At 44.2% G+C, this 22,067-nt stretch carries 16 protein-coding genes; 10 read left to right on the top strand and 6 right to left on the bottom strand.

Translation table 11 applies throughout. The features are described 5' to 3' along the window. Positions 1 to 13: 13 nt before the first annotated feature. From CLV31_RS16475 to CLV31_RS16455, 5 genes are all read left to right on the top strand, one after another. Entirely contained in the window at positions 14 to 2,278 is a 2,265-nt protein-coding gene (locus CLV31_RS16475) for an Rv1355c family protein (RefSeq protein WP_111394037.1), read from the top strand. Further along, the gene (locus CLV31_RS16470) at positions 2,278 to 2,964 is read left to right on the top strand and encodes a hypothetical protein (protein WP_111394035.1); all 687 of its coding nucleotides are present in this window, start codon (positions 2,278 to 2,280) and stop codon (positions 2,962 to 2,964) included. Before CLV31_RS16475 ends, CLV31_RS16470 begins: the two co-directional genes overlap by 1 nt. Next, on the top strand, positions 2,961 to 5,063 hold the full coding sequence (locus CLV31_RS16465) for a sensor histidine kinase (RefSeq protein ID WP_317048785.1): 2,103 nt from the start codon (positions 2,961 to 2,963) through the stop codon (positions 5,061 to 5,063). Before CLV31_RS16470 ends, CLV31_RS16465 begins: the two co-directional genes overlap by 4 nt. Then, the gene (locus tag CLV31_RS16460) at positions 5,059 to 6,144 is read left to right on the top strand and encodes a hybrid sensor histidine kinase/response regulator (RefSeq protein ID WP_111394099.1); all 1,086 of its coding nucleotides are present in this window, start codon (positions 5,059 to 5,061) and stop codon (positions 6,142 to 6,144) included. Before CLV31_RS16465 ends, CLV31_RS16460 begins: the two co-directional genes overlap by 5 nt. 84 nt (positions 6,145 to 6,228) lie before the next feature. Continuing rightward, positions 6,229 to 6,768, top strand: a complete 540-nt coding sequence (locus CLV31_RS16455; protein ID WP_111394033.1) for an inorganic diphosphatase — start codon at positions 6,229 to 6,231, stop codon at positions 6,766 to 6,768. An 18-nt stretch (positions 6,769 to 6,786) separates the two neighbouring features. On the opposite strand, the gene CLV31_RS16450 is transcribed toward CLV31_RS16455, so the two are convergent. After that, a complete protein-coding gene (locus tag CLV31_RS16450) occupies positions 6,787 to 7,245 on the bottom strand; it encodes a hypothetical protein (protein WP_111394030.1) in 459 nt (152 codons plus the stop codon). Beyond that, complete coding sequence (locus CLV31_RS16445) at positions 7,226 to 7,837, bottom strand: acyl carrier protein phosphodiesterase (protein ID WP_111394028.1); 612 nt, start codon at positions 7,835 to 7,837, stop codon at positions 7,226 to 7,228. The genes CLV31_RS16450 and CLV31_RS16445 overlap by 20 nt, the downstream gene beginning before the upstream one ends. Positions 7,838 to 7,899: 62 nt before the next feature. Between CLV31_RS16445 and CLV31_RS16440 the strand changes: the two genes are divergently transcribed. Next, a complete protein-coding gene (locus CLV31_RS16440) occupies positions 7,900 to 9,825 on the top strand; it encodes an AAA domain-containing protein (RefSeq protein WP_111394026.1) in 1,926 nt (641 codons plus the stop codon). 539 nt (positions 9,826 to 10,364) lie between these two features. Here the strand turns inward: CLV31_RS16440 and CLV31_RS16435 are convergent. Further along, on the bottom strand, positions 10,365 to 11,507 hold the full coding sequence (locus CLV31_RS16435) for a DEAD/DEAH box helicase (RefSeq protein WP_111394024.1): 1,143 nt from the start codon (positions 11,505 to 11,507) through the stop codon (positions 10,365 to 10,367). A gap of 201 nt (positions 11,508 to 11,708) precedes the next feature. Here CLV31_RS16435 and CLV31_RS16430 point away from each other — a divergent pair, with 201 nt between their 5' ends. The 3 genes from CLV31_RS16430 to CLV31_RS16420 all read left to right on the top strand — a co-directional run bounded on the left by CLV31_RS16430 (position 11,709) and on the right by CLV31_RS16420 (position 16,294). Then, a complete protein-coding gene (locus tag CLV31_RS16430) occupies positions 11,709 to 14,252 on the top strand; it encodes a DUF7133 domain-containing protein (RefSeq protein WP_111394022.1) in 2,544 nt (847 codons plus the stop codon). 15 nt (positions 14,253 to 14,267) lie between these two features. Then, a complete protein-coding gene (locus tag CLV31_RS16425) occupies positions 14,268 to 15,365 on the top strand; it encodes a sugar phosphate isomerase/epimerase family protein (protein WP_111394020.1) in 1,098 nt (365 codons plus the stop codon). Positions 15,366 to 15,499: 134 nt separating this feature from the next. Further along, positions 15,500 to 16,294, top strand: a complete 795-nt coding sequence (locus tag CLV31_RS16420; RefSeq protein ID WP_111394018.1) for an SDR family NAD(P)-dependent oxidoreductase — start codon at positions 15,500 to 15,502, stop codon at positions 16,292 to 16,294. A 100-nt stretch (positions 16,295 to 16,394) separates the two neighbouring features. Here the strand turns inward: CLV31_RS16420 and CLV31_RS16415 are convergent, their stop codons facing one another. Beyond that, the gene (locus CLV31_RS16415) at positions 16,395 to 17,558 is read right to left on the bottom strand and encodes an ATP-binding protein (RefSeq protein WP_111394016.1); all 1,164 of its coding nucleotides are present in this window, start codon (positions 17,556 to 17,558) and stop codon (positions 16,395 to 16,397) included. 57 nt (positions 17,559 to 17,615) lie between these two features. Further along, the gene (locus tag CLV31_RS16410) at positions 17,616 to 18,947 is read right to left on the bottom strand and encodes a GntP family permease (RefSeq protein ID WP_111394014.1); all 1,332 of its coding nucleotides are present in this window, start codon (positions 18,945 to 18,947) and stop codon (positions 17,616 to 17,618) included. A gap of 318 nt (positions 18,948 to 19,265) precedes the next feature. Between CLV31_RS16410 and CLV31_RS16405 the strand changes: the two genes are divergently transcribed. Further along, positions 19,266 to 20,240, top strand: coding sequence for a ring-cleaving dioxygenase (locus tag CLV31_RS16405; protein WP_111394012.1), 975 nt, complete (start codon positions 19,266 to 19,268; stop codon positions 20,238 to 20,240). A gap of 432 nt (positions 20,241 to 20,672) precedes the next feature. Here CLV31_RS16405 and CLV31_RS16400 read toward each other — a convergent pair whose 3' ends face one another. Next, positions 20,673 to 22,025 carry a 3-oxoacid CoA-transferase gene (locus CLV31_RS16400; RefSeq protein ID WP_111394010.1) on the bottom strand — a complete coding sequence of 451 codons (1,353 nt, stop codon included), beginning with the start codon at positions 22,023 to 22,025 and terminating at the stop codon, positions 20,673 to 20,675. Positions 22,026 to 22,067 lie beyond the last annotated feature (42 nt).

Raw genomic sequence — 22,067 nt, 5'->3', positions numbered from 1 at the left:
CCCGCGAAACCTTATGATTCTTTCCGAAAAATTTGATCTCAAAGATCAGATTTTGCCATATATTCTTGATCCTGATCATCCCAATGATTGGGGACGTATCCTTGATCTCAGGTCCAATCCCCAAGTCACAGTGAGTGATACGATTCATTCCCAGGTGGAAGATCTCATTAAAGGAAATCATCCTGAGGAACAGTTGTCCAAAGCTCAATTGCAGGAGATGACGGCTAAATTTTTTGAAAATAAGGATTCGGATAAATACGGATGTTGGGTCTATTATCCCTGGAAATACACCTTAGTGCACCTATTACCGGAAAAAGAATTTATCCGGGTGCGAACACTCCGAAACAACTATAAAATCACTCCTTCGGAACAGGAAGAACTGTCCAAGAAAATAGTAGGGATTGTAGGTCTATCAGTAGGACAAAGTGTCGCGTTGGCCATGGCATTGGAAAGAAGTTGTGGGGAGATGAGGCTAGCCGACTTTGATACACTTGAGCTGAGCAATCTCAATCGTATCAAAGCCGGAGTGACAAGTTTAGGCATGGAGAAGTTGGTGATAGCAGCAAGGGAAATCTCAGAAATAGATCCTTTCCTAAAACTAACTCTATTCAGAGAGGGAATAAATGAGTATAACGTCGATGCCTTTATTCATGAAGGCGGAAAATTAGATTTGTTGATTGATGAATGCGATAGTTTTGACATCAAGATTCTGCTAAGGGAAAAATCCCGTGAAAATAGGGTTCCGGTAATGATGGATACCTCAGACCGTGGAATGCTTGATGTAGAACGATTTGATCTGGAGGAAAATAGACCGATTTTTCATGGTTACCTTGGAGAGGTAGATATCCAAACCCTCAAAAACCTCAGTAATACCCAAAGAATTGCCTTCGGTTTGAAAATTACCGGACTAGACACACTTTCTCCACGAATGAAAGCCTCCTTGCTGGAGGTAGGTCAATCGATAACTTCGTGGCCCCAATTAGCTTCCGGGGTATTTTTGGGAGGTGCTTCAGTAGCCCATGTGGGAAGAAAATTATTATTGGGAGAATTGATTCAGTCAGGCAGATACTATGTAGATCTGGATGAATTGATACCGGCAGAATCCGAGGAGTTCAGGCTGGATATAAGCCCTGCTTTTCAATTGGAAGATGGATTGCTCATTCCCAATGGAGTGATGCCATCGAGTTACTTTCCTTCTAAGTCCGAGCTTATGGAAATGGTAGAGGCAGCAAACATGGCACCTTCTGGAGGAAATATGCAACCCTGGATGTGGGTTTATGACAGAAAAGGTGTTCTCCATTTGTTTCATGACCAAGCCAGAAGTCATTCTCTTTTGGATTACAAAGGCACTGGTTCCCTAATTTCGTTTGGTGCAGCCTTGGAAAATCTTCGACTAAAATCAGCTGCACTGGGAATTGAAACTGAAGAAGCTTTTCAAATTAATTCTTTCGGAGAAAATTTGATCGCGAGTATCCGTTTTTTATCCAAGGTCCCACATTCGATTCCTGTACCATTTTCAGAATTGACAGAGGGGATAGGAATGCGATGCACCAACAGGAAAAATGCCAAAAGAAGGTTGCTTAGCCCTGAACATTTTTCTGATATCCAAGAAATGCTTTCGGGCTCAGATTTGATTTTGAAACACATCGATGACCAGGCTAAACTAGATCAATTGGCGGCTATTGTTGGCGGAATGGATCGGATGCGGTTATTTCACCATCAAGGATTGGTGGATTTTATTAAAGAAGTCCGTTGGAATGACCGGGAAGCCAAAGAAACGAGAGACGGTATTGATATTGCCACTTTAGAATTGTCAGGTACTGAACGGGCGGCGATGGGGCTTTTGCGGGATCCTGCTACAGTGAAGTTTTTTAGGAAATTTTTGATGGGGTATGGGTTGACCAAGATCTCAAAAGACACGATCACCACTGCATCTGCTATGTTTGTATTGGGAGCAACCTCCTATAGTCCACAATCATTTTTAGAGGCGGGCAAGGTACTTCAGCGAATATGGATTTGGGCAAATCAGCAGGGATTAAGTTTTCAGCCTGTGACCGCTTCCCTGTTCATTTTTCATCAGGTTTTAAGGGAAAAAAATCACGGGTTTACTTTAGAGGAAGAAAAAACCATTCTACAACTCAAGGAGTCTTTGGATTTTCTTTTCAACAAAGAGCAGAAATTCCAGGAAATTTTTATGTTTAGATTAAACTTTGCCGATGGTCCGAGTATGCGTGCATACCGAAGAGAGGTTTCTGATACCCTTAAATTCCTTGATTGATGTTTAAGTTGATTGCTTTTAAGGCAATAAATGATCCGGAGCGCTGCGCTAAGTTTATAGAAGGGCATAGACAGGTTCTGGAAAGTATAGGAGTGAAAAAAGTAACCTCAGCTAAGGAAGATTGGGTAAAAAATCCCGATGTGATAGTGGTAATAGTAGAGTCAGATGAAGATGGTAAAGTGTACGGAGGGGCTAGAATTCATAAAGCAAATAGGGAGTTTCCTTTACCCATGGTTGAGGCGATTGAAGGTTTGGACAAAAGTATAAAGGATGTAATCAATAAAGACTTGGATGCAGGCACTGGAGAGGTTTGTGGTCTATGGAATTCAAGGCAAATTACAGGTTTGGGAATAGGTGCAATTTTCATGTCAAAAGCTTGTCTGGCGTTAACTCCCAAACTTGGACTTAATTCTCTTTATGCGTTATTTGCCCCGACAACGGTTAAGTTGGGATTGATGATGGGGTATGAGATTCTAACTCAGGTAGGTAACAATGGAACATTTTATTATCCCAAGTTGGATTTGATAGCTACCGCCATGAAACTTCATGATGCCGTAAACCTACCCTTAACATCTGAAGAACATAGAGAGTCTATTTTTAAAATAAGAGAAAATAAAAGGCTTCTTATCAATGAAGATTATAGAGGTAGAGAAGTTAAACTTGAATATACTTCCTATATAGAATGAAAAAAATATATCTTTTTTTAACCCTCATTATTGTTCTGGCTACTTCCTGTAGTGAAAAAGGGGCTGATGGTTTTTCCTTTGTAGGATGGACTACTGATGTTGATCTGAATGGTGATGTTTCGAGGGTGTTAATGATGGAAAATGATCAATTTGTTCAGTCAGAATCAAGTTTTTTGGGCTTAGGATATGCGGATCATAGTTTTTGGATTAAGCTGATTGTAAATCCGGAGTATAAATCAAAACAAAATTTATTTTTAGAAATCAGCAACCCAATGCTCAATGAAATTCAAATTTATTCCTCAAAAGGTCTTTTATTAAAAGAGTTGGGAAGGATAAATTTTGATTGGGAGGAGCCTGCGAAATTTTTTAACAGGTATAGATTACCTCAGAATGGTGAGGATACTTACTATGTTAAAGTAAACAGCTACGGTAACAACAATGTGCCTTTTTACCTGATAGATGACCAAAGTGAAAGTTGGACTATTCATGAGCGGAATCTTTTCTTTGGGATTTATTTTGGGATTATCCTCGCAATGTTTATTTATAATCTATTTCTATGGGTTTCTACTAAGGATAATCTTTATGGACTTTATATAGCCTATATCTTTTTTGTCGGATTGACTCAAGGGATTTTGGGGGGGTATATTGATGCGTTATTGTTTCCTAATAATAGATTTCTTAATGAATATAGCTTTTACCTGAGTACTGTGATGGTAAATATTGTCGGGATTTATTATTCAATCAAGTTTCTAAATATTAAAAAATTCAACCCCAAAATACATAAGATAGGATTGGGGATTATTAGCGTTTATATTTTTATACTTATTGCTTTTTTGGTTGATTTTGGGATAGGCCAATTGAAAATCAGATTGTTGCAGATATTCTTAGGGATTGTTCCTGTATTCTTGCTTTCTATCTCCATCTACAGTCTACGTAAAGGATATCGACCGGCTAAGTTCTTTTTATTTTCTTGGTTTTTGCTGATCTGCAGCATGGTCATTTTTTTGCTGAGCGATTTGAACATCCTGCCTCATAATTTCCTTACAAATTACATTTTCACAATTGGGTCTATTTTCGAGGCACTTTTGCTTTCATTTGCTTTGGCAGATAAGATCAATATTCTTAAGAAGGAAAAGGAGATCGAGCAAGCAGAGAAACTAAAGGTTTTAAGACAAAACGAAGAACTGATCCGTGAGCAGAACACCCTTTTGGAGGAGAAAGTAAGACTAAGGACTGATGAGTTGGAGCAAGCCCTTAGAAATCTCCAAAATACGCAAAGTCAACTTGTCAATCAGGAAAAAATGGCCTCCTTGGGTCAGCTTACAGCCGGTATAGCCCATGAAATCAATAACCCGATCAACTTTGTCAGTTCCAATATCACTCCATTGAAGCGGGATATCAAAGACATCATGGAAGTGATAGATTTTTATCGTGAGTCCGGTGAAAAGGAATTCACACCCGATACCAAGAAAGAAGCAAAAAGGCTTGAAGAAGATCTCGAATTGGATTATGTCCTTGAAGAAGTAGACCAATTACTCAAAGGAATGGAAGACGGAGCCAAGCGTACCGTGGAAATCGTCAAAGGACTTAGGTTATTTTCCCGTGTGGATGAACAGGACGTCAAAAAAGTAGATCTGCATGATGGCATCAACAGCACGATCATTTTGCTAAACAGTTCGATTCCCGGTAAAATCCGGATTATTCGTGAATTTGGAGAACTTCCAATGGTCGAATGCCTTGCGGGCAAGATCAATCAGGTCTTTATGAATATCATCAACAACGCAGTGCATGCCCTATCGGATCATATGGAGAAAATACCAGATCCGGTCATTACCATCCGAACCAAATCCTTGGGGGATTATGTCAAAATCGAAATTGAGGACAATGGACCGGGAATGCCCGAGCATGTAAAGCAGCGTATTTTCGAACCTTTCTTTACCACGAAAGCGGTAGGGAAAGGTACAGGTTTGGGGCTTTCCATAGTTTATTCTATTATTGAAAATCACAAGGGTACTCTGGAGGTTTTGACAGAGGAAGGTCAGGGTACAACTTTTATAATTTCACTTCCTGTTTATCAAAACGCCCCAAAGTATGATTGAAAATAAAATTCATGTACTCTACATTGATGATGAGGACAACAACCTGAAGTCCTTCAGGGCTTCTTTGAGAAAAGATTTTAAGATTTTTACCGCAATCGATGGGGAAGAGGGTCTCAAAATTGCACAGGAAGAAGAGGTCCACGTGGTCATTGCGGATCAGCGAATGCCAGGAATGACTGGAACGGAGTTCTTTGAACAGTTGGTCAAATTTAACCCCGACCCTATCAGGATTTTGTTGACCGGTTATTCAGATATTGCAAGTGTAATCGATGCGATCAATAAAGGTGAGGTCTATCGCTTTATTGACAAGCCTTGGAATATTGAGCAGATCAAAAATTCCATCAAAAATGCTGCGGACATTTTTTTTATGAGGAGAGAGCTTAAAGAGAAGAATCTTAAACTCAAAAAACTTCACTCGGAGATGAACCAGTTTGTCTACAGCTTATCTCATGAATTGAGGGGGCCTTTGATGAGTATCTCCGGCGTATCCAAACTCGCCAAAATGGAGGTTTCTGACCCCAATGTTTTGGAGTATTTTGATATGATCGATTCTGCGACCGGAAAACTCGATGACTTCATCTACAAAATGCTGGATTTCTATCGCTCGACCAAAATCGACCACAAAGTGACAGAAATCCATTTCAATGATGTAGTTAATCAGCAAATGATTGCGTACAGGGAAAAATTTGACCTGACAAGTTTCCATGTGGAAGTACAGGTCAACCAAAGAGATTCATTTTTCTCGGACGAGGCCAAATTGAGAGTTATTCTCAATAATCTATTCAGCAATGCGGTACAGTTTCAAAAAAACACTTCGGGTCAAAAAAGAATCAGTCTGACCGTCGAGGTGTATGATAATCAGGCAGTCCTAGTCTTGGAAGACAATGGGATTGGTATTGAAGAACGTCACCGGGAAGAGGTTTTTAACCTTTTTTCCCGCGCTACTCAGCGAAATGTGGGGACTGGATTGGGGCTTTACATGGTCAAGGAAGCAGTGGAGCAAATGGGCGGAAAAATTCACCTTGAGTCTCAGATACATGAGGGCACGACGGTGACGGTTGTCTTACCAAGCATGAATTAAGATAAATTTTCAAGAGACAAGTTCGCCCTACCTCGTATCTTTGCGACGGCTTTGAGCCATTTTTTAACACAAAGACAAAAAAATATGATCAATCCTTGGCATGACGTCAATATCGGGAAGGAAGCTCCCGAGTATGTAATGGGCGTAATCGAAATCCCAAAAGGAAGTAAGGGAAAGTACGAATTGGATAAGAAAACGGGAATGCTGCTGCTAGACAGGGTTCTCTTTTCAGCGGTACATTATCCTGCAAATTATGGATTTATCCCTCAGACCTTCTGCGAGGACCATGACCCGCTGGATATTCTGATCATTTCCCAAATCGATATTCCATCCATGACTTTGGTAAAGGCCAAAGTGATCGGTGTGATGCGGATGATTGATGGTGGGGAGGCAGATGATAAAATTATCGCTGTAGCTGCAGGTGACCAATCGGTCAACTACATCAACGATATCGACGAACTTCCTCCTCACCTGATGAAAGAAGTGCATCGATTCTTCGAAGACTACAAAAAGCTCGAAAACAAGGAGGTAATCGTGGAAGACTTCCTCGGAAAAGAAGAAGCCATGCGGATCATCAATGAAAGTGTGGAGATGTATGATAAGAATTTCCGAACTGCCCGATAAAACAAAAAGCCTGAGCAATCAGGCTTTTTTCGTTTTGATCTGTTGTTTTTGAGCTTTCTTTTTTAGGTAGTTGACAAACTCGGTATAGGCCTCATGCTCGTGATTGGAGATCGAAATGGACTGCTTGTCCTGAAAAGCAATGGTCACCTGCCGAAACTCCCGCTTGTTTGCAGTCACCACTTCTTCCTCCCAAGCCAAAATTTCTGAAACCGGGTAAGCTTTTGTACTTCCCCGAAGTGGGAGTTTGATTACAATGTGTTCTTTTCCTGCAGAAATAAATCGCCAGCCAGCCATCATTTTCACCAACAGCATTAGCAAAACTAAAGTAATCAGTGTAGATGCAATCAAATAAAACCAAAGTCCAAAACTTCCTTTGTAAGCAAAATCCCTTAAGATCAACACCAGACCCGTCACAAGGATAAGCAGGACGAAGCTGAGAGAAATGTAAGTGGAAATTTTAGGTTTTATGACGACCATGGTTTTGGGTAAGTTCGGTGAGTTTTTGTCGTGCAAAAGTCTCCAAATCTTGGAAGAAAGCGAAAAAAATCAGTTCTAATTCCTGTTCTTTTTCCAGTAAAATCTCCGTTGCCTCATTCATTTTGGAATCAAAGGTAGCTCTTCGCGTCAGTCCGTTCAGTGCTTGCTGGATTCCAGGAATCTCCCGGTAGTGAAACAACCAATTTTGCTTTTGCATCCAATGCAGCATGTGCTGAAAAGATTCGGGAAGATTGCCTTCATCCTTTTTCAATACCGCATAAGTTTCCTGTGCAAATACCTCCAAATCTTGCTTGGAATAGGTAGTCCAGTTTTTTGCCAAAAAATAATCAAACACAATGTCTGTAATCACACTGGAATAATGCCTAAATCTAGGTCGAAAATAGCTTTGCGCGGCTTTCACCAGTGGATGGGTGTCGGTAAACGTATCGATTTCCCGGTGAAGCAAAATCCCGATTTGGACTCCTGTTGAAAATCGCTGAAGTTCTTTTCCCTTGATAAAATCCGCTACAAAGTTTCCCACTAGGACCTCCTCCTGATCAAAAGACAAATAAGCGTGGGCGAGAAAATTCATAGGAATGTAAAAAAGGAAAACCCTTCTTCTTTTGTTTAGTTTGCACCCTAAAATACCGATTGATGTCGAATTACCTCGAAGAATTGAAGCAAGGTCTGAAACTTCTCAAACTGGAGTGGCAGGAAGATCTCGCTCAATACAAGAAAAAGTTTCTCAATACCTCTGTAGCAGACAAAAAGAAAGAAGGAATTACCTGGCATCCGATCCTTCTTAAAAAGACAAAAATCGGCATGGGAGAGCGGCTAATCATCGAGGTAGAACGAACCGATAGCAGCTATCCATCTGCATTTGGGTCTGGGAAATCTGTCACTTTTTATTCGACTCAGGAAGGACACCATGGCTCAGAGTTTCGGGTAAACGGGGTTGTCAATCAGGCTAAAAAGGATACATTGATCGTCACCTTGCAAGCCGATGAAGTTCCTGATTGGATGGATTCGGGGCGATTGGGAGTGGATTTGCTCTTTGATGAGGCAAGCTATCGGGAGATGGAATCGGCTTTGAAAAAAGTCATTTCTCCGGATAACTCCCGACTCACCGAACTCCGGGATATCGCTTATGGAGAGAAAAATCCAAAATTCAAGGAAATACCCACACTCGAGCTGGAAGGTCTGAACTTCTCTCAAAATCTCGCTTGCCAAAAAATTGAATCAGCCCAAGACTTTGCCATCGTGCACGGCCCTCCGGGTACGGGTAAGACCACGACTTTAATCGCGGCGATTCAGCGTGCCGTGGAGCAAAATCAGCGGATTTTGGTCACTGCACCCAGCAATGCTGCAGTCGATCTGTTGGTGGAAAAATTGGTCGATCGGGGTATTTCTACCCTTCGACTTGGACATCCGGCCCGAGTGGAGGAGAAGATTCTCAATCAGACCCTTGATGCCAAAATCGCCTTTCACGACAGCTACCGGGATCTGAAAAAGCTCCGAAAAGAAACCGAATCTTACCTTCGCTTGGCAAAGCAATACAAACGGAACTTTGGCCCAGAAGAACGTGCGCAGCGCAAGTTGATGTATCAGGAGGTGTCCCGAATTCGGGAAGCTGCCGAGCATTTGGAAGATTACATCCGAACGGATATTTACCAGCGAACGCAGGTTTTTGCGAGTACCTTGGTGGGGGCGTCCTCTCACCATTTGAGAGGGATGATTTTTGACCTCGTGTTTATCGATGAAGCGGCGCAAGGATTGGAAGCGGCGACTTGGATTCCCATTTTGAAAGCCAAAAAGGTGGTTTTTGCCGGGGATCATTGTCAACTTCCTCCCACGATCAAGTCATACGAGGCAGCCAAGCAAGGCCTATCGACCACTCTTTTTGAAAAAATCATCCATCGTCAACCCAATACGGCTCAGATGCTTCAAGTGCAATACCGAATGCCTGAGGCGATCATGGGATTTTCCAATCTGCATTTTTACGAAGGAAAACTAGAGGCTGCCGAAAATACGAAAAGCCATGCTTTTTCTACAGATGAACCTGTTCTGGAGTGGATCGATACTGCCGGTTCGGGCTATACGGATCAGACTGAGGAGGAAAGTCTGAGTACTTTTAACCCAGAAGAAGCCCGCTTTGCATGCCGCTATCTGAACGATACCATCAAGCGGATTGGCTTTGGCCAGTTTAAGGAAAAGGGATGGACAATTGGTCTGATTGCGCCGTATTCTGCGCAGGTGCGATACTTAAGGTACCTAATCTTTGAGACCTACGAGTTTCCAAATCTGAAAGCCTTTGCAGATCTCATCACTATTGATACGGTGGACGGATTTCAGGGGCAGGAGCGAGATCTGATGCTGATTTCTTTGACGAGATCGAATGAAAGCGGAGAAATAGGGTTTCTTGCCGATGAGCGAAGAATGAACGTAGCGATCACGAGAGCCAAGCGAAAACTTATTCTGATAGGTGACAGCAGCACCTTAGCCCAACATCCCTTTTTCGATGAATTGCTTCGCTATTTCGAGGAAAAAGAAGCTTATCGGAGTGTATGGGAGTTTATGTAAAAGTTGGGAGGAATGGGGGAATGGGAGTCAGGAAGGAAATGACTATTAGTGTTTTCTAATTGCGTTTTTAATATTCAGGGATAGTTTTAATAGGAATTTGAAGGTTTATTCTGTCCAAGAGTACATCAAAATTCAAATTGAACTATGTTTTTATCACTAAACATGGTGTTGATGGGCGCGGGGGAAGACGCAGCAGCGGGCCAGCGTTCGGCCTTGTGCGGTTGGAGCTTTGCTGCGTCTTGACCTTTTGGTTCTTTTGGGTCAAGCCAAAAGAACAAAGAAAAAGTATTGAATTTGACTAAAAAGCTCCAAGAAGCATTAAGTGCCTAAACAGCAGCGAATTTCGAAATTTTAAAACCTAAATTTCTCTGGCATGATTGCAGATTGATGTTTGGTTGAACGAAGTAGAAACCTCCTCCTAAAATCTTGTCCCTGACTTAGATCGGACTGACAGTCTTGGACGATACTTAAATTCAGAAAAAGTCGAAATAGTATTGAACTGATTTGGTTCTTTTTTGAGGAATAAAATAGAGGAATAATTATTCCTCTGCTTTACCAAAATCCTCCTCATGAATCAACTTCACCCATTTCCCCATTTTCTTTTGGATGACTTTGAAATGATGCATTTCCTCGGGAGTGATCAGGGAGATTGCTTCTCCTTCCATTCCCGCGCGGCCTGTGCGTCCGATTCGATGGATATAATCTTTGGGTGACCTGGGGAGTTCATAATTGATCACCAAAGGCAAAGCCTGAATGTCGATTCCCCGGGCTGCCAAATCTGTTGCTACGAGAACCCTTGTTTTTCCTGATTTGAATTTAGCCAAAGCTTCGGTGCGAGCTCCCTGACTTTTATCTCCATGAAAGGCTACCGCATCGATTCCGTTTTTGACCAGCTTTCCCACCACATTGTCTGCCGTTCGGATCGAGGAAGCAAAGATCAAAATCTGCTTCCAGTCGCCCGATTGGATCAGTTGGCGGAGGAATGGGCCTTTGGTCTCGGGGCTGACGCGATAGGCGCTTTGCTTGATCAGATCCGGCGTGAAATCATCCGCTGCGACCTGAACTCGGACAGGATCATTGAGCAGTTTTTGGATCAACTCTTCGACTTCCCCATCCATAGTTGCCGAAAACATTAGCGTCTGCTTTTTCTTGGGGACATATTCCAAAATATGCTCCATTTCCTCCCGGAAGCCCATTTGCAAAACCTTGTCCGCTTCATCAATCACCAGGGTTTGAATTCGGGAAATGTTCACCGAATTTCTTCCCATCAAGTCAATCAAGCGGCCAGGCGTGGCAATGAGGATTTCCGTTCCTCCAAGTTTCATCATCTGAGGATTGATGGACACTCCACCAAAAATTGCCAAAGATTTAATCCTTCTGGGCAAAAAACGGCTGAAATTTTCCGCCACTTCCGCTACCTGCACCGCCAATTCTCGGGTAGGAACAATTACCAGAACCGGCACAGCACGATCTCGCAGAGCTTCTTTTGAAAGTAATTGCTGAAGGATGGGAAGGATATAGGCAGCCGTCTTTCCTGAACCCGTGGGTGCCAAACCCAACAAATCTTTTCCCTGAAGCAAAGCCGGAATGGCTTCGATTTGGATGGGATAGGGGGCCTCGTAATTGGCTCGCTGAATAGCGGAAAGTAGGGCAGGAGCAAGTCCCAAATTGGCAAAACTCATAGTTTGGATTTTGTACAAAGGTAGGGATGTCAGACGAATGGATTCTTTTTTCTAAGTCAATTGACCGTATTACAGTTGAATTTCAGTCTTTGATCAATTCCTATTGGATTTGAGATCAATAAAAAGCAAATTGGAAATTGCCTATTGAAGGAAAATCAAAACTGGTTAACCTTCTCTCAAACCCTAAAATACCTGTTAAGTATGTATCGAAGTGCGTTGTGGACTGGTGCAGTTGGTTTGTTGACCCTATTTTCTTGTAAGGAGCCGGTACCTCTCCCGGAGACTCCCGACAGTCCGGCCCGGTCACCCGAGGAAGAATTGAGGACTTTCCAGATCGAACCCGGATTTGAAGTTCAGTTGGTGGCCGCTGAGCCTTTGGTGGAGGCGCCGGTGCATATTCAATTTGATGCGGATGGCCGGCTGTGGGTTTTGGAGATGCGAGGCTACATGAACGATATGGAGGGCTCTGAGGAAAAGCTGCCAGTGGGATCGGTGGCTATTTTGGAAGATACCGACGGTGACGGACAAATGGACAAGAGAACAGTCTATTTGGATTCCCTGATCATGCCTCGCTCTCTGGGTTTGCACAAAAATGGAGCGCTTTTGGCGGAAAACGGAGTCCTATGGTGGACCGAAGATACCGATGGAGATTGGATAGCAGATGTGAAGACCCTCGTTGATTCTACCTACTCGGCCAATGGTCTTCCAGAGCACACGGACAATGGCTTTGTTCGAAATGCCGACAACTGGTACTACAGCGCCAAATCCCGGCTTCGCTATCGAAATGTGAAGGGAACTTGGGTTCGGGATTCGACTGAGTTTCGTGGACAGTGGGGCATTACTCAAGATGACAAAGGCCGCTTGATCTATAACTACAATTGGTCTCAACTCCATGGAGATCTGGTTCCTGCGAATTATTTGTCCAGAAACAAAAACCATAAGCCATCTACCGGAATCGATCATGGCTACACAATTGACCGACGTGTATATCCGATTAGATCAAATTTGGCCGTAAATCGAGGCTACGTACCGGGTACTTTGGATTCTGCCAATCGACTCTTGGAATTCACTTCAGCTTGTTCTCCGGTGATTTATCGCAGCCATCTTTTTCCAAAGGAATACCACGGCAATGTCTTCGTGATGGAAAATGCCGGAAATCTGGTGAAGCGAAATGTGGTCAAAGAAAACGGAATTTTGGTGGAAGCTTTTGATCCCAATCCCGGAAGAGAATTTTTGGCTTCGACCGACGAGCGATTCCGGCCGGTTCATGGCACAATCGGACCTGATGGAGGGCTTTATATCGTGGACATGTACCAAGGCATCGTACAGCACGGGGCCTATATGACGGAATATTTGAGAGAAAAGACGCTAGAGCGAAAGCTCGATTCCCCCGGTCACATGGGAAGGATTTGGAGAGTGGTACCCAAGGGTTTTGATTCCCAAAAGTCTCCCAAGCTTTCGGAGAAAAGCGTGGAGGAATTGGTGGATTTTCTTTCCCATTCAGACGGCTGGTATCGGGATATGGCCCAGCGACTGTTGGTCGAAAAAGCCGATCCACCATCCATTTCTCTTTTGGAAAATTTGGTTAAAAGCCAAGTTTCCGAGTTTGCGAAATTCCATGCCTTGTGGGCTTTGGAAGGAATGGGGAAAATGAATCCGGAGGTACTTTTTGCCGCCTTGATGGATCCAAGTGATCTGGTGAAAAGTACTGCGCTACGTCAATTGGAAGCACTGGCGAGTTCGGATCGGGCAGTTTTGGAAAAATTGAGCCAAGAGATGAAGCGTCTTTCCAATTCAGCTTCGGAAGTGTTGGGGCTTCAACTTGCACTCAGTACGTATGTCCTCCCGGAGGAAAGCAAAACTCAGGTGCTCAAGTCCGTTTTGGAGAAATACGGTCGCCAAGCATTGATACGGGATGCGGTGATGAGCAGTGTGGGAGGGATGGAATGGAACCTGTTGCAAACGCTGATGGATGATCCCAATTGGCAAAGCCAAGACGCCAATCGGGAGATTTTCTTGGAGATGTTGGCGGCTTCGATCCTGAAAAAAGGGGATGAGGTAGAGATCTCAAGTCTTCTCGCCAAGATAGATCTTCCTGAATTGACCTGGAAAGAACAGCTTATTCTCAATGCCTTGGCCATCAAAGCCGGAGATATCGAAGAATCCGGAAGTGTCAAACTCTCCTCACGACCGAAACTTCTTTCAAGAACAGATTTGCCTTTGGATGAAACCCGGAAAACCATACTGATGCGTGTTTTTACTTGGCCAGGATTCAAGCCGGCTTTGGTTGCGAATTCGGGTTCTGCATTGGATGAAAACGGTCTCAAACTTTTTGCCGAAGGCCGCCAAAAATACCTCGCTTCCTGTTCCGGTTGCCATGGAAACAACGGGAAAGGTGCCGCTCGCATGGGGCCACCATTGGCGGGTTCGGAGTGGGTGCTCGGCGATGAAACCCGACTCAGTTTGATAATGCTTCATGGTTTGGAAGGCCCGATAGAAGTAGCCGGAAAGAAATACGATGCTCCTGAGATTCTTCCCGTAATGCCAGCTCATTCGACTCTGGATGACCGAAGCATTGCGGCGATTTTGACCTATATTCGGAATGAGTGGGGCAATCAGGCCCCTGCGGTGACGGGTCGCACGGTGGGTACTGTCCGGGTCATGAATCAGGGCCGTGTCTATCCGTGGTCCGCTGCCGAGCTTAATGCGCATATCCAAAAACTCGATTCCGCTCCCAAACCCTAACCCAAAATCCAGCCTATGAAAACCCATTTTCAACCTCATGAATCTGCTTCCGGAAGGAGGGATTTTCTCAAAAAATCAGCCTTGGCTACCGCAGCTTTGGCTTGGCCGTTTTCGGCGTTGCCGGAGAGTTTGAAGGGGGTGCCCATGGGCGTAGTGGTGCATTCTTATGGGATGCGCTGGGGATCAAAAGTGGAAAGCGCCACCTATCCGGGTTTTACCAATGCCATAGACTTGATGCGCCATTGTCACTCCATTGGAGCGGGGGGTATTCAGACTACGGTTGGAGGCTGGGCGGAGGATTTTGCGAAGCAGGTCAGAAATGAACGGGAAAAGCTTGGGATGTATCTGGAGGGAAGTATCGGTTTGCCAAAAGACGCATCCGACTTGGTTCGCTTCGAAAAAGAAGTTCGCTTAGCGAAGGAAGCAGGAGCTACGGTTCTCCGGACCGTTTGCCTAAGTGGAAGGCGGTATGAAAACTTCAAAACCGAGGCGGAGTGGATCACTTTCAAAGAAAACTCAATCAAATCCATTCAACTTGCAGAACCCATCGTCCGAAAGTACCAGGTTCGGCTTGCCATCGAAAATCACAAGGACTGGAAAGCGGCGGAACTGGCTCAACTTATCCAAAACCTAAGCAGTGAGTGGGTTGGGGTAACCTTGGATTTTGGGAATAATGTATCCTTGCTCGAAGAACCCATGGAAGTGATCCGGACTTTGGCGCCTTTTGCCTATTCCACTCACGTGAAAGACATGGGCGTAATGGCCTACGATAAGGGCTTTTTACTCTCCGAAGTGGAGTTGGGAAAAGGAATTGTTGATCTGAAAGAAGCGGTGTCTTTATGCCAAAAATACAATCCTCAAGTCACCTTCAGCTTGGAAATGATTACTCGCGACCCTTTAGAGATTCCCTGTTTGGAGGATAGTTATTGGGTGACTTTTGAGAATGAAAAAGCAAAAGACTTGGCTAAAATTCTCCGCTTGGTTCGTGACCAAGCCTTTTCTGGAGCGTTGCCTTCTGTCAAAAATCTTAATCCCGAACAGCGCCTCGCTTTCGAAGAAGAAAACGTAGTAAAGTGTCTTGCCTATTCCAAAAAAATGATCAATTACCAATAACCAATGGACAATTACCACTGACCTATTTCCAATCTTTGTTTTGATGTCTTTGATCATTGATCATTGAGTTTGAAAATTGATCATTTAAAATCATTCTTAACATCCTATTATAACCAAAAATCCATCATAGAATAATGTCCACCCTCGACTTCTCCCAACTCCCCGGTCTTTCCATTTTTTCACTCAAAGGCAAATCCGCCATCATTACCGGAGGCACCAAAGGCCTTGGTTTGGCGATGGCTGCCGGGCTTGCTTCCGCAGGCGCTAATGTCCTGTTGGTTTCCCGAAAAGCCTCCGATGGAGATCAGGCTGCAGCCGAAATAGCTGAGAAATTTGGAGTGAAAGCCTTGACTTTTTCCGCCGACGTAGCTGACCAGGCGGGAATGGAAGCCATGGCGAAGTTTGCTCATGAAGCGTTTGGAAGCATTGATATCCTGATCAATTCTGCCGGAATCAATATCCGGGGAGCGATTGACGAGCTTACCCATGAGGATTTTACCAAGGTAATGGAGGTCAATGTCAACGGTACTTGGTTGGCTTGCCGGGCCGTAACGCCCTTTATGAAAGAGCAAAAGAAAGGAGCCATCATCAATTTGGCGAGTACCTTGGGTTTGGTCGGACTGGCCAACCGAACGCCTTACACCGCAAGCAAAGGTGCCGTGGTACAGATGACCCGGGCTTTGGCTTTGGAACTCGCCCCATGGAATATCAATGTGAATGCGATCTGCCCGGGGCCGTTTTTGACGGAGATGAACTTGCCAATTGCCGACACCGAGGAGGGGAAAAAGTTTGTCGTTGGCGCCACGGCTTTAGGCCGTTGGGGAGAACTGAAGGAAATTCAAGGAGCTGCTATTTTCTTGGCTTCCTATGCAGCGACCTATATGGTGGGGTCGATGGTGACGGTAGATGGAGGGTGGACGGCGAGGTAGAATCTAGAAACAAGAGGCGAGAAGCAAGATTCAAGAGAGCGTTAGCTGTTTAAACTTTTCCAAAGTATCAAACTTTGGAAAAGCGCTCAACTCGTAAATGTCAATAAGGAAGCAGATCCAAGCGATTCCAATTGAGGACTTGGGCATGGCTTCTCTTCTGAACTTCATCACCTCCATAGATCAAATAGGAGTCTTCTGGACTTGTTCCAGAGGCATTTTGGAAATAGGTCAGGCTGTTGAAAAAGTTAGAATTAATCGTTCTCCCCGATTTGATTTCAGCAGCGATCAGTTTTCCTCCCACTTCCATTACCAAATCAATTTCATGAGATCCGGCAGCATTCCAGAAATAGTTGTTTGTAGGCAGATCTCGGTTGAGTTGATTTTTCATGACTTCATTGAGAATCAGATTTTCAAATAAGGCTCCTTTGGCGAAGTGCCTGTTTAGTTCCTCCACCGTCCTCAGATTCAGCAAAGCACAGGCAAGCCCGGTGTCGTAGAAATAGAGTTTTGGACTTTTGACGATCCTCTTGTTGAAGTTTTTGTGGTAAGGTCTAAGCGTGTAGCAGATAAAACTGGTTTCCAAAATACTGAGCCATTTACTCACGGTCTGATAAGAAATACCCAGTTGATTTCCGATTTCGCTGAAATTGATCAATTGCCCAATTCGTCCGGCACACATCTCAAGAAACTGTCTGAATAACCCCAAATCACCCACGTTCAGCAGTTGCCTTACATCGCGTTCCACATAGGTGCGCAGGTAATCTTGCAGCCATCGATAGGGATCGAGTTCTAGGTCATAAATCCTTGGATAAAAACCCTTAATAATGTATTGTTCATAGGTTTCCATTTCGAACGAAGAGCCTTTGATTTCCTCCAATGAAAAAGGAAGCAAATTGAAAATAGATACCCTTCCGGCCAAGCTTTGAGAAATGCTTTCCATCAACTGGAAATTTTGAGAGCCGGACAAAATGAATTGTCCTGGTATTTTTTCCCGATCCGAAATCACCTGGATATAGGAGAAAAGGTGAGGGACATATTGTACTTCGTCCAAAATCAGATTTCCTTGTTGGGATTGGAGGAAACCTTTGGGGTCAGTCAAGGCAAATTGCCGGAGTTCAGGATCTTCCAGATTGAGATACCGATGATCGGGAAAAAGTGCCTGAATCAGCGTGGATTTTCCACTTTGTCGAGGTCCTGTGATTGCAATGATCGGCATTTTTGAGGCCGATACTTTGATTTTAATTCCTAATTTCCTGTTTAACATAGACTTGCAAATTAGAAGTTCAACTTCTAATTTGCAAGTCTAATTTTTTAATTGATTTTATCCCAGAAAAATACTCAGGATGTAAACCAGACAGATGGCGGTCACTCCGGCGATCAAGGTGCCCATGCTATGCGATTTGTTGCCCTGCTTAGTGCTCATTCCTGAAAGCTGCGTGACCACCCAAAATCCACTGTCGTTGGCATGGGAAATGCCCAGCGCTCCGGCCCCGATAGCCACGCACGTAAACACCTTCATCATTTCAGAATCCAAGCCCAAAGGGCCTAGCATGGGTGCCACGATCGAGGCAGTGGTAATCATAGCCACAGTGGTTGATCCTTGGGCTGTTTTTAATCCAAAAGCAATCAGAAAAGGAAGAAAAATTCCCCAATTGGCATCGCTCATGGAGGCTGTGACCAAGTCTCCGACACCGGAGTTTTGCAGCATTTTGCCAAAGACCGCACCTGCGCCTGTGATCAGAATAACCGGTGCTGAAAGCAAAATCGCTTCTCCAATCCAGCCCGAGGAGGAAAGGAGTTTCCGGTCAAATTTCTTTGGAAGGGTAAAAGACAATATGGCTCCGATCAAAAGTGCAATTACCGGAGTTCCCAAAAACTGAATGGCTTTGATCAACCCTCCTTCTCCAAAAGGTTTGGTGGGATAGTTGGCAATCGAAGCGAGAATGATGAGGATCAAAGGAACCAAAATCGGCAAAAGTGCTGAGATAAATTTTGGACGTTCATGTGCTGGAATCGCTTTTTCGTCTGCCGCAAGCGTAGGTTTTAAGGGGATTTTGGTAACCGCTTTTTGGACGAAAATCAACAGTGGAATCAAGGTTAAGAGCGAGACCAAGCCTCCATAAAAAATCACCAATCCCAAGTCTGCACCTAAAATCCCTGCCGTAGCGATCGGTCCGGGAGTAGGTGGAACCAAGGAATGGCTTGCCATAGCTCCCAAGGAAACTGCGACAATGGTAGCTGCATAGGATAGTGAACTTTTGGAAGCCAAAGACTTGGCAATCGGATTCATCATGATGATCGTGCTATCCCCGAAAACCGGAATGGATAGCACCCAGCTGCTGAGCATCAGCGAAAGATTCACCGACTTTTCTCCGACCCACTTCAAAACCTTTTCGGCAATAACTAAAGCTCCACCAGTCTTTTCCAAAAACGTCCCCAAAATCACACCAAGCAAAATCAACAGCCCCACACTTCCCATCACTCCGCCAAAACCTTCGGAAATCGATTTGATGATCAGTTCGGTATCCATGCCCATCATCAGTCCATAGATGATGGCTCCCAGAAAAAGAGCCAAGAAGGGGTGAATGTCAAATTTGATAATGGAAACTAAAATCAAGGCGAGGGCTGCCAGGATAATCAAAAGTGTGAGCATGGTGGATTTTAGGGTTTATTGAGCAACTTTTTGGATTAGCAAAAAGACGAGTTTAAAAATTAAGGAAAAAAGCCCAAAACCAAAGCCCGTTCTTCAAAAAGCTCTTTTCGCCGTTTAATTGAAGAGGTTTTATACTCATTGCCCTCTTTTTGAAAAGTAGACTTGTTGGCATTATCGTTTAAAAATCCTTCAGGAAAAACCGCCCATCTTCCGATAATTCATCTCATCAAATCATTTATCAAACTTTTGTTTGATATCAGAACATTTTTCAAATACTTGTGTTTTGCTTTTTGTTACACTATCACTAGTTCAATACCAATGAATCCAAACCAATACATAACCGGATTGCACCATCTCACGGTAAGCGTGGGTTGGGCACAAGAAGACATTGATTTCGTGACTCAGGTCATGGGTATGCGAATGATCAAACAAACCGTCCTTTTCGACGGTGCAGCAAGTATTTATCACCTCTATTATTCCAATGCGGATGCCGAGGTGGGATCTGTTTACACCACTTTTCCATTCAAGAAGGCCGGAGTTTATGGCAAAAAAGGCTCTGGACAGATTGAAGTTTCAGGTTTCTCCGTTCACAGTGATTCCCTTGATTTCTGGGCTAAACACCTCAACAAGCATGGGGTGAAAAACACCGGTATTGTGGAGCGATTCGGACAAAAATGCATCCATTTCGAAGATCCATCAGGGATCGGGATAGGTGTTTTTGGCTTTGACAATGATCACCGAAATGCCTGGCAAACCGACCAAATCTCCAAGGATAACGGAATCCGGGGAATCGCCGGTGCGGTACTTTCTTGTAGGGAAATTGAGATGATGGATATTTATCTACGCGAAGTGATGGGCTTCACTAAAGTAGGTCAGGACGGGGATTATCATCGTTACCACATCAAGGATGGAGGACCAAGCCGCGTGATCGAATTGCATCATACTCCGGATTTGCCTCAGGGTTCTTGGACTTTTGGTGTGGGATTGCCGCATCATATCGCGTTTGCCACAGGAAATGACGAGGAAAGCCGTCAGTTGAAAGCTTACATCGAAGGTGTGGGGTATACAGATGTAACCGAGATCAAAGACCGAAATTATTTCCACTCCATCTACACCCGAACTCCAGCTGGTGTGCTGTTTGAGTTTGCTACTTCCGATATCGGATTTGCCGTGGATGAGCCTTTTGATCAATTGGGTCATCAGCTGTTGCTGCCACCGTTCTTCGAAGATCGTCGGGCTGAGATTGTGGCGCCTTTGGAACCTATCCAAGTGCCAACTTACCTTTCCAAGTAAGTCTGAAAACAGATAAAAAAAATCCTCCTTTGCTTTGGCAGAGGAGGATTTTTTTATGTTAACCATTTAGGTGATTAAGGAAATTAAGAACTGTTAGGGAAGCTTATGATTTAAGGTTCTGTATGTTGCTGTTAATTGTAGCTCTTAATTGCCTAAATTTCTTAATGTTTTAAATCAAATCAATTCTCTTTTATATTCTTGAAAATGAAATGTTTATAAATAATTTTTTATGTGTATTCGCATGTTTGCACGTTACTGATTTAAATTAGGTTTTGAGGTTCTAAATAGGCGGATTCCCCCTTACTAAGGGGGCTAGGGGGATTTTTCATATAGGAAAATTCGCTATTCAAGACCTACGTGCATTGTTCTGGATACACATAATAATATTTAATTAAAGGTATTCTAAATCCATTTCTTATGATTTATCAATTGTTAGGCTTTCAAAGCGATTTCGAAAGTAGAGGAAGTCTTTGCTTTCACCGTTTTCAAATCGGAACCCGGCATCAACTCAGTCAGCGTAAGCTTTCCATTGACAAATTCAAAAACCGCCAATTCGGTAATGACCATATCCACTGCCCCGATGGCAGTAAGGGGCAAGGAGCAGTTTTCTACGATTTTGGAGCTGCCGTCAGAGTTGCAATGCTGCATGGTGATGATGAGTTTCTTCGCGCCGGAAGCCAAGTCCATGGCGCCTCCTACTCCGAGTAAAGGCTTACCGGGAACTGCCCAATTGGCCAGGTTGGCTTGCGTATCTACCTCCAATCCTCCCATAATGGCCACGTCCACATGCTTACCTCTGATCATGCCAAAGGAAATCGTGCTGTCAAAGTAGCTAGCTCCCGGAAGTGCGGTCACCGGGATTTTTCCGGCATTTACCGGGTGGTGAAGTGCACCACCACCATCTTCAGGTGCCGGGCCTACACCGAGCATGCCGTTTTCGGTGTGCAGAATGATGCCGTCTTCAGGGCTGATCAGATCGGCTACAAGCGTGGGAATACCAATTCCCAAGTTGACAATATTTCCTTTGCTTAGTTCTTTCAGAGCCCTTTTGGCAATATTCATCCGGTCATCATCGACTTTTTTTAGACTTCCTTTGACCGAGGCGGACGAACCCAAGTCTTCCTCTTTGAGCGTCGCTTGCACTAAGTAATCTATAAAGCAGCCTTGGGTATGAATCTGATTTGGATCAAGCTCTCCCACAGGTACAATTTCTTCTACCTCTGCAATCACCAAATCCGCTGCCGTTGCCATGGCGGGATTGAAGTTTTGCTCGGTCATGCGATAGGTCAGGTTACCGGCGGTGTCGGCCTTCCATGCGCGAATCAACGCTATATTTCCCCGAATGGATGGTACAAAAACCTGGTCAATCCCATTTAGGGTTCTGATTTCCTTGCCTTCCGCCAGCTTTGTGCCTACAGAGGTTGGGGTGAAAAAACCACCAATTCCCATTCCCCCCGCACGGATGGCTTCCCCCAAAGTACCCTGAGGGATCAGTTCGTATTCCACTTCTCCGCTTTGCGCTGCTTTGACTGCATCTGGATTTGAAGTGAAAAAGGAGCCGATCATCTTTCGGATTTGCCCATTTTTCAAAAGTCGTCCTCCTCCCAATCCGGGTTCGCCAACATTGTTACCAATGTAAGTCAGGTTTTTGGTTTGGGTTTCGGCCAGGGCATTGAGGATATGAACGGGATTTCCGGTCATGCCAAATCCTCCGCATAGCAAGGTGTCACCATCTTGGATCAGTTTGGCGGCTTCCTCGACGGTCAATATAGGAACAGTCTTCATTTTTGGTGTAGGTATTCAAGTATTCTTAAAACCATTATAGGC

This window comes from Algoriphagus aquaeductus, assembly GCF_003253485.1.
GTDB lineage: Bacteria > Bacteroidota > Bacteroidia > Cytophagales > Cyclobacteriaceae > Algoriphagus > Algoriphagus aquaeductus.
The sequence above is the reverse complement of the archived record's forward strand: the minus strand, read 5'-3'. Positions and strand labels throughout refer to the sequence as shown.

Excerpts from the sequence above, each read along its gene's own strand:
- CLV31_RS16420 (WP_111394018.1), top strand. The coding sequence starts at position 15,500 with ATGTCCACCCTCGACTTCTCCCAACTCCCCGGTCTTTCCATTTTTTCA.
- CLV31_RS16405 (WP_111394012.1), top strand. The coding sequence starts at position 19,266 with ATGAATCCAAACCAATACATAACCGGATTGCACCATCTCACGGTAAGC.
- CLV31_RS16445 (WP_111394028.1), bottom strand. The coding sequence starts at position 7,837 with ATGAATTTTCTCGCCCACGCTTATTTGTCTTTTGATCAGGAGGAGGTC.
- CLV31_RS16440 (WP_111394026.1), top strand. The coding sequence starts at position 7,900 with ATGTCGAATTACCTCGAAGAATTGAAGCAAGGTCTGAAACTTCTCAAA.
- CLV31_RS16410 (WP_111394014.1), bottom strand. The coding sequence starts at position 18,947 with ATGCTCACACTTTTGATTATCCTGGCAGCCCTCGCCTTGATTTTAGTT.
- CLV31_RS16430 (WP_111394022.1), top strand. The coding sequence starts at position 11,709 with ATGTATCGAAGTGCGTTGTGGACTGGTGCAGTTGGTTTGTTGACCCTA.
- CLV31_RS16415 (WP_111394016.1), bottom strand. The coding sequence starts at position 17,558 with ATGTTAAACAGGAAATTAGGAATTAAAATCAAAGTATCGGCCTCAAAA.
- CLV31_RS16450 (WP_111394030.1), bottom strand. The coding sequence starts at position 7,245 with ATGGTCGTCATAAAACCTAAAATTTCCACTTACATTTCTCTCAGCTTC.
- CLV31_RS16455 (WP_111394033.1), top strand. The coding sequence starts at position 6,229 with ATGATCAATCCTTGGCATGACGTCAATATCGGGAAGGAAGCTCCCGAG.
- CLV31_RS16465 (WP_317048785.1), top strand. The coding sequence starts at position 2,961 with ATGAAAAAAATATATCTTTTTTTAACCCTCATTATTGTTCTGGCTACT.
- CLV31_RS16425 (WP_111394020.1), top strand. The coding sequence starts at position 14,268 with ATGAAAACCCATTTTCAACCTCATGAATCTGCTTCCGGAAGGAGGGAT.
- CLV31_RS16470 (WP_111394035.1), top strand. The coding sequence starts at position 2,278 with ATGTTTAAGTTGATTGCTTTTAAGGCAATAAATGATCCGGAGCGCTGC.
- CLV31_RS16400 (WP_111394010.1), bottom strand. The coding sequence starts at position 22,025 with ATGAAGACTGTTCCTATATTGACCGTCGAGGAAGCCGCCAAACTGATC.
- CLV31_RS16475 (WP_111394037.1), top strand. The coding sequence starts at position 14 with ATGATTCTTTCCGAAAAATTTGATCTCAAAGATCAGATTTTGCCATAT.
- CLV31_RS16435 (WP_111394024.1), bottom strand. The coding sequence starts at position 11,507 with ATGAGTTTTGCCAATTTGGGACTTGCTCCTGCCCTACTTTCCGCTATT.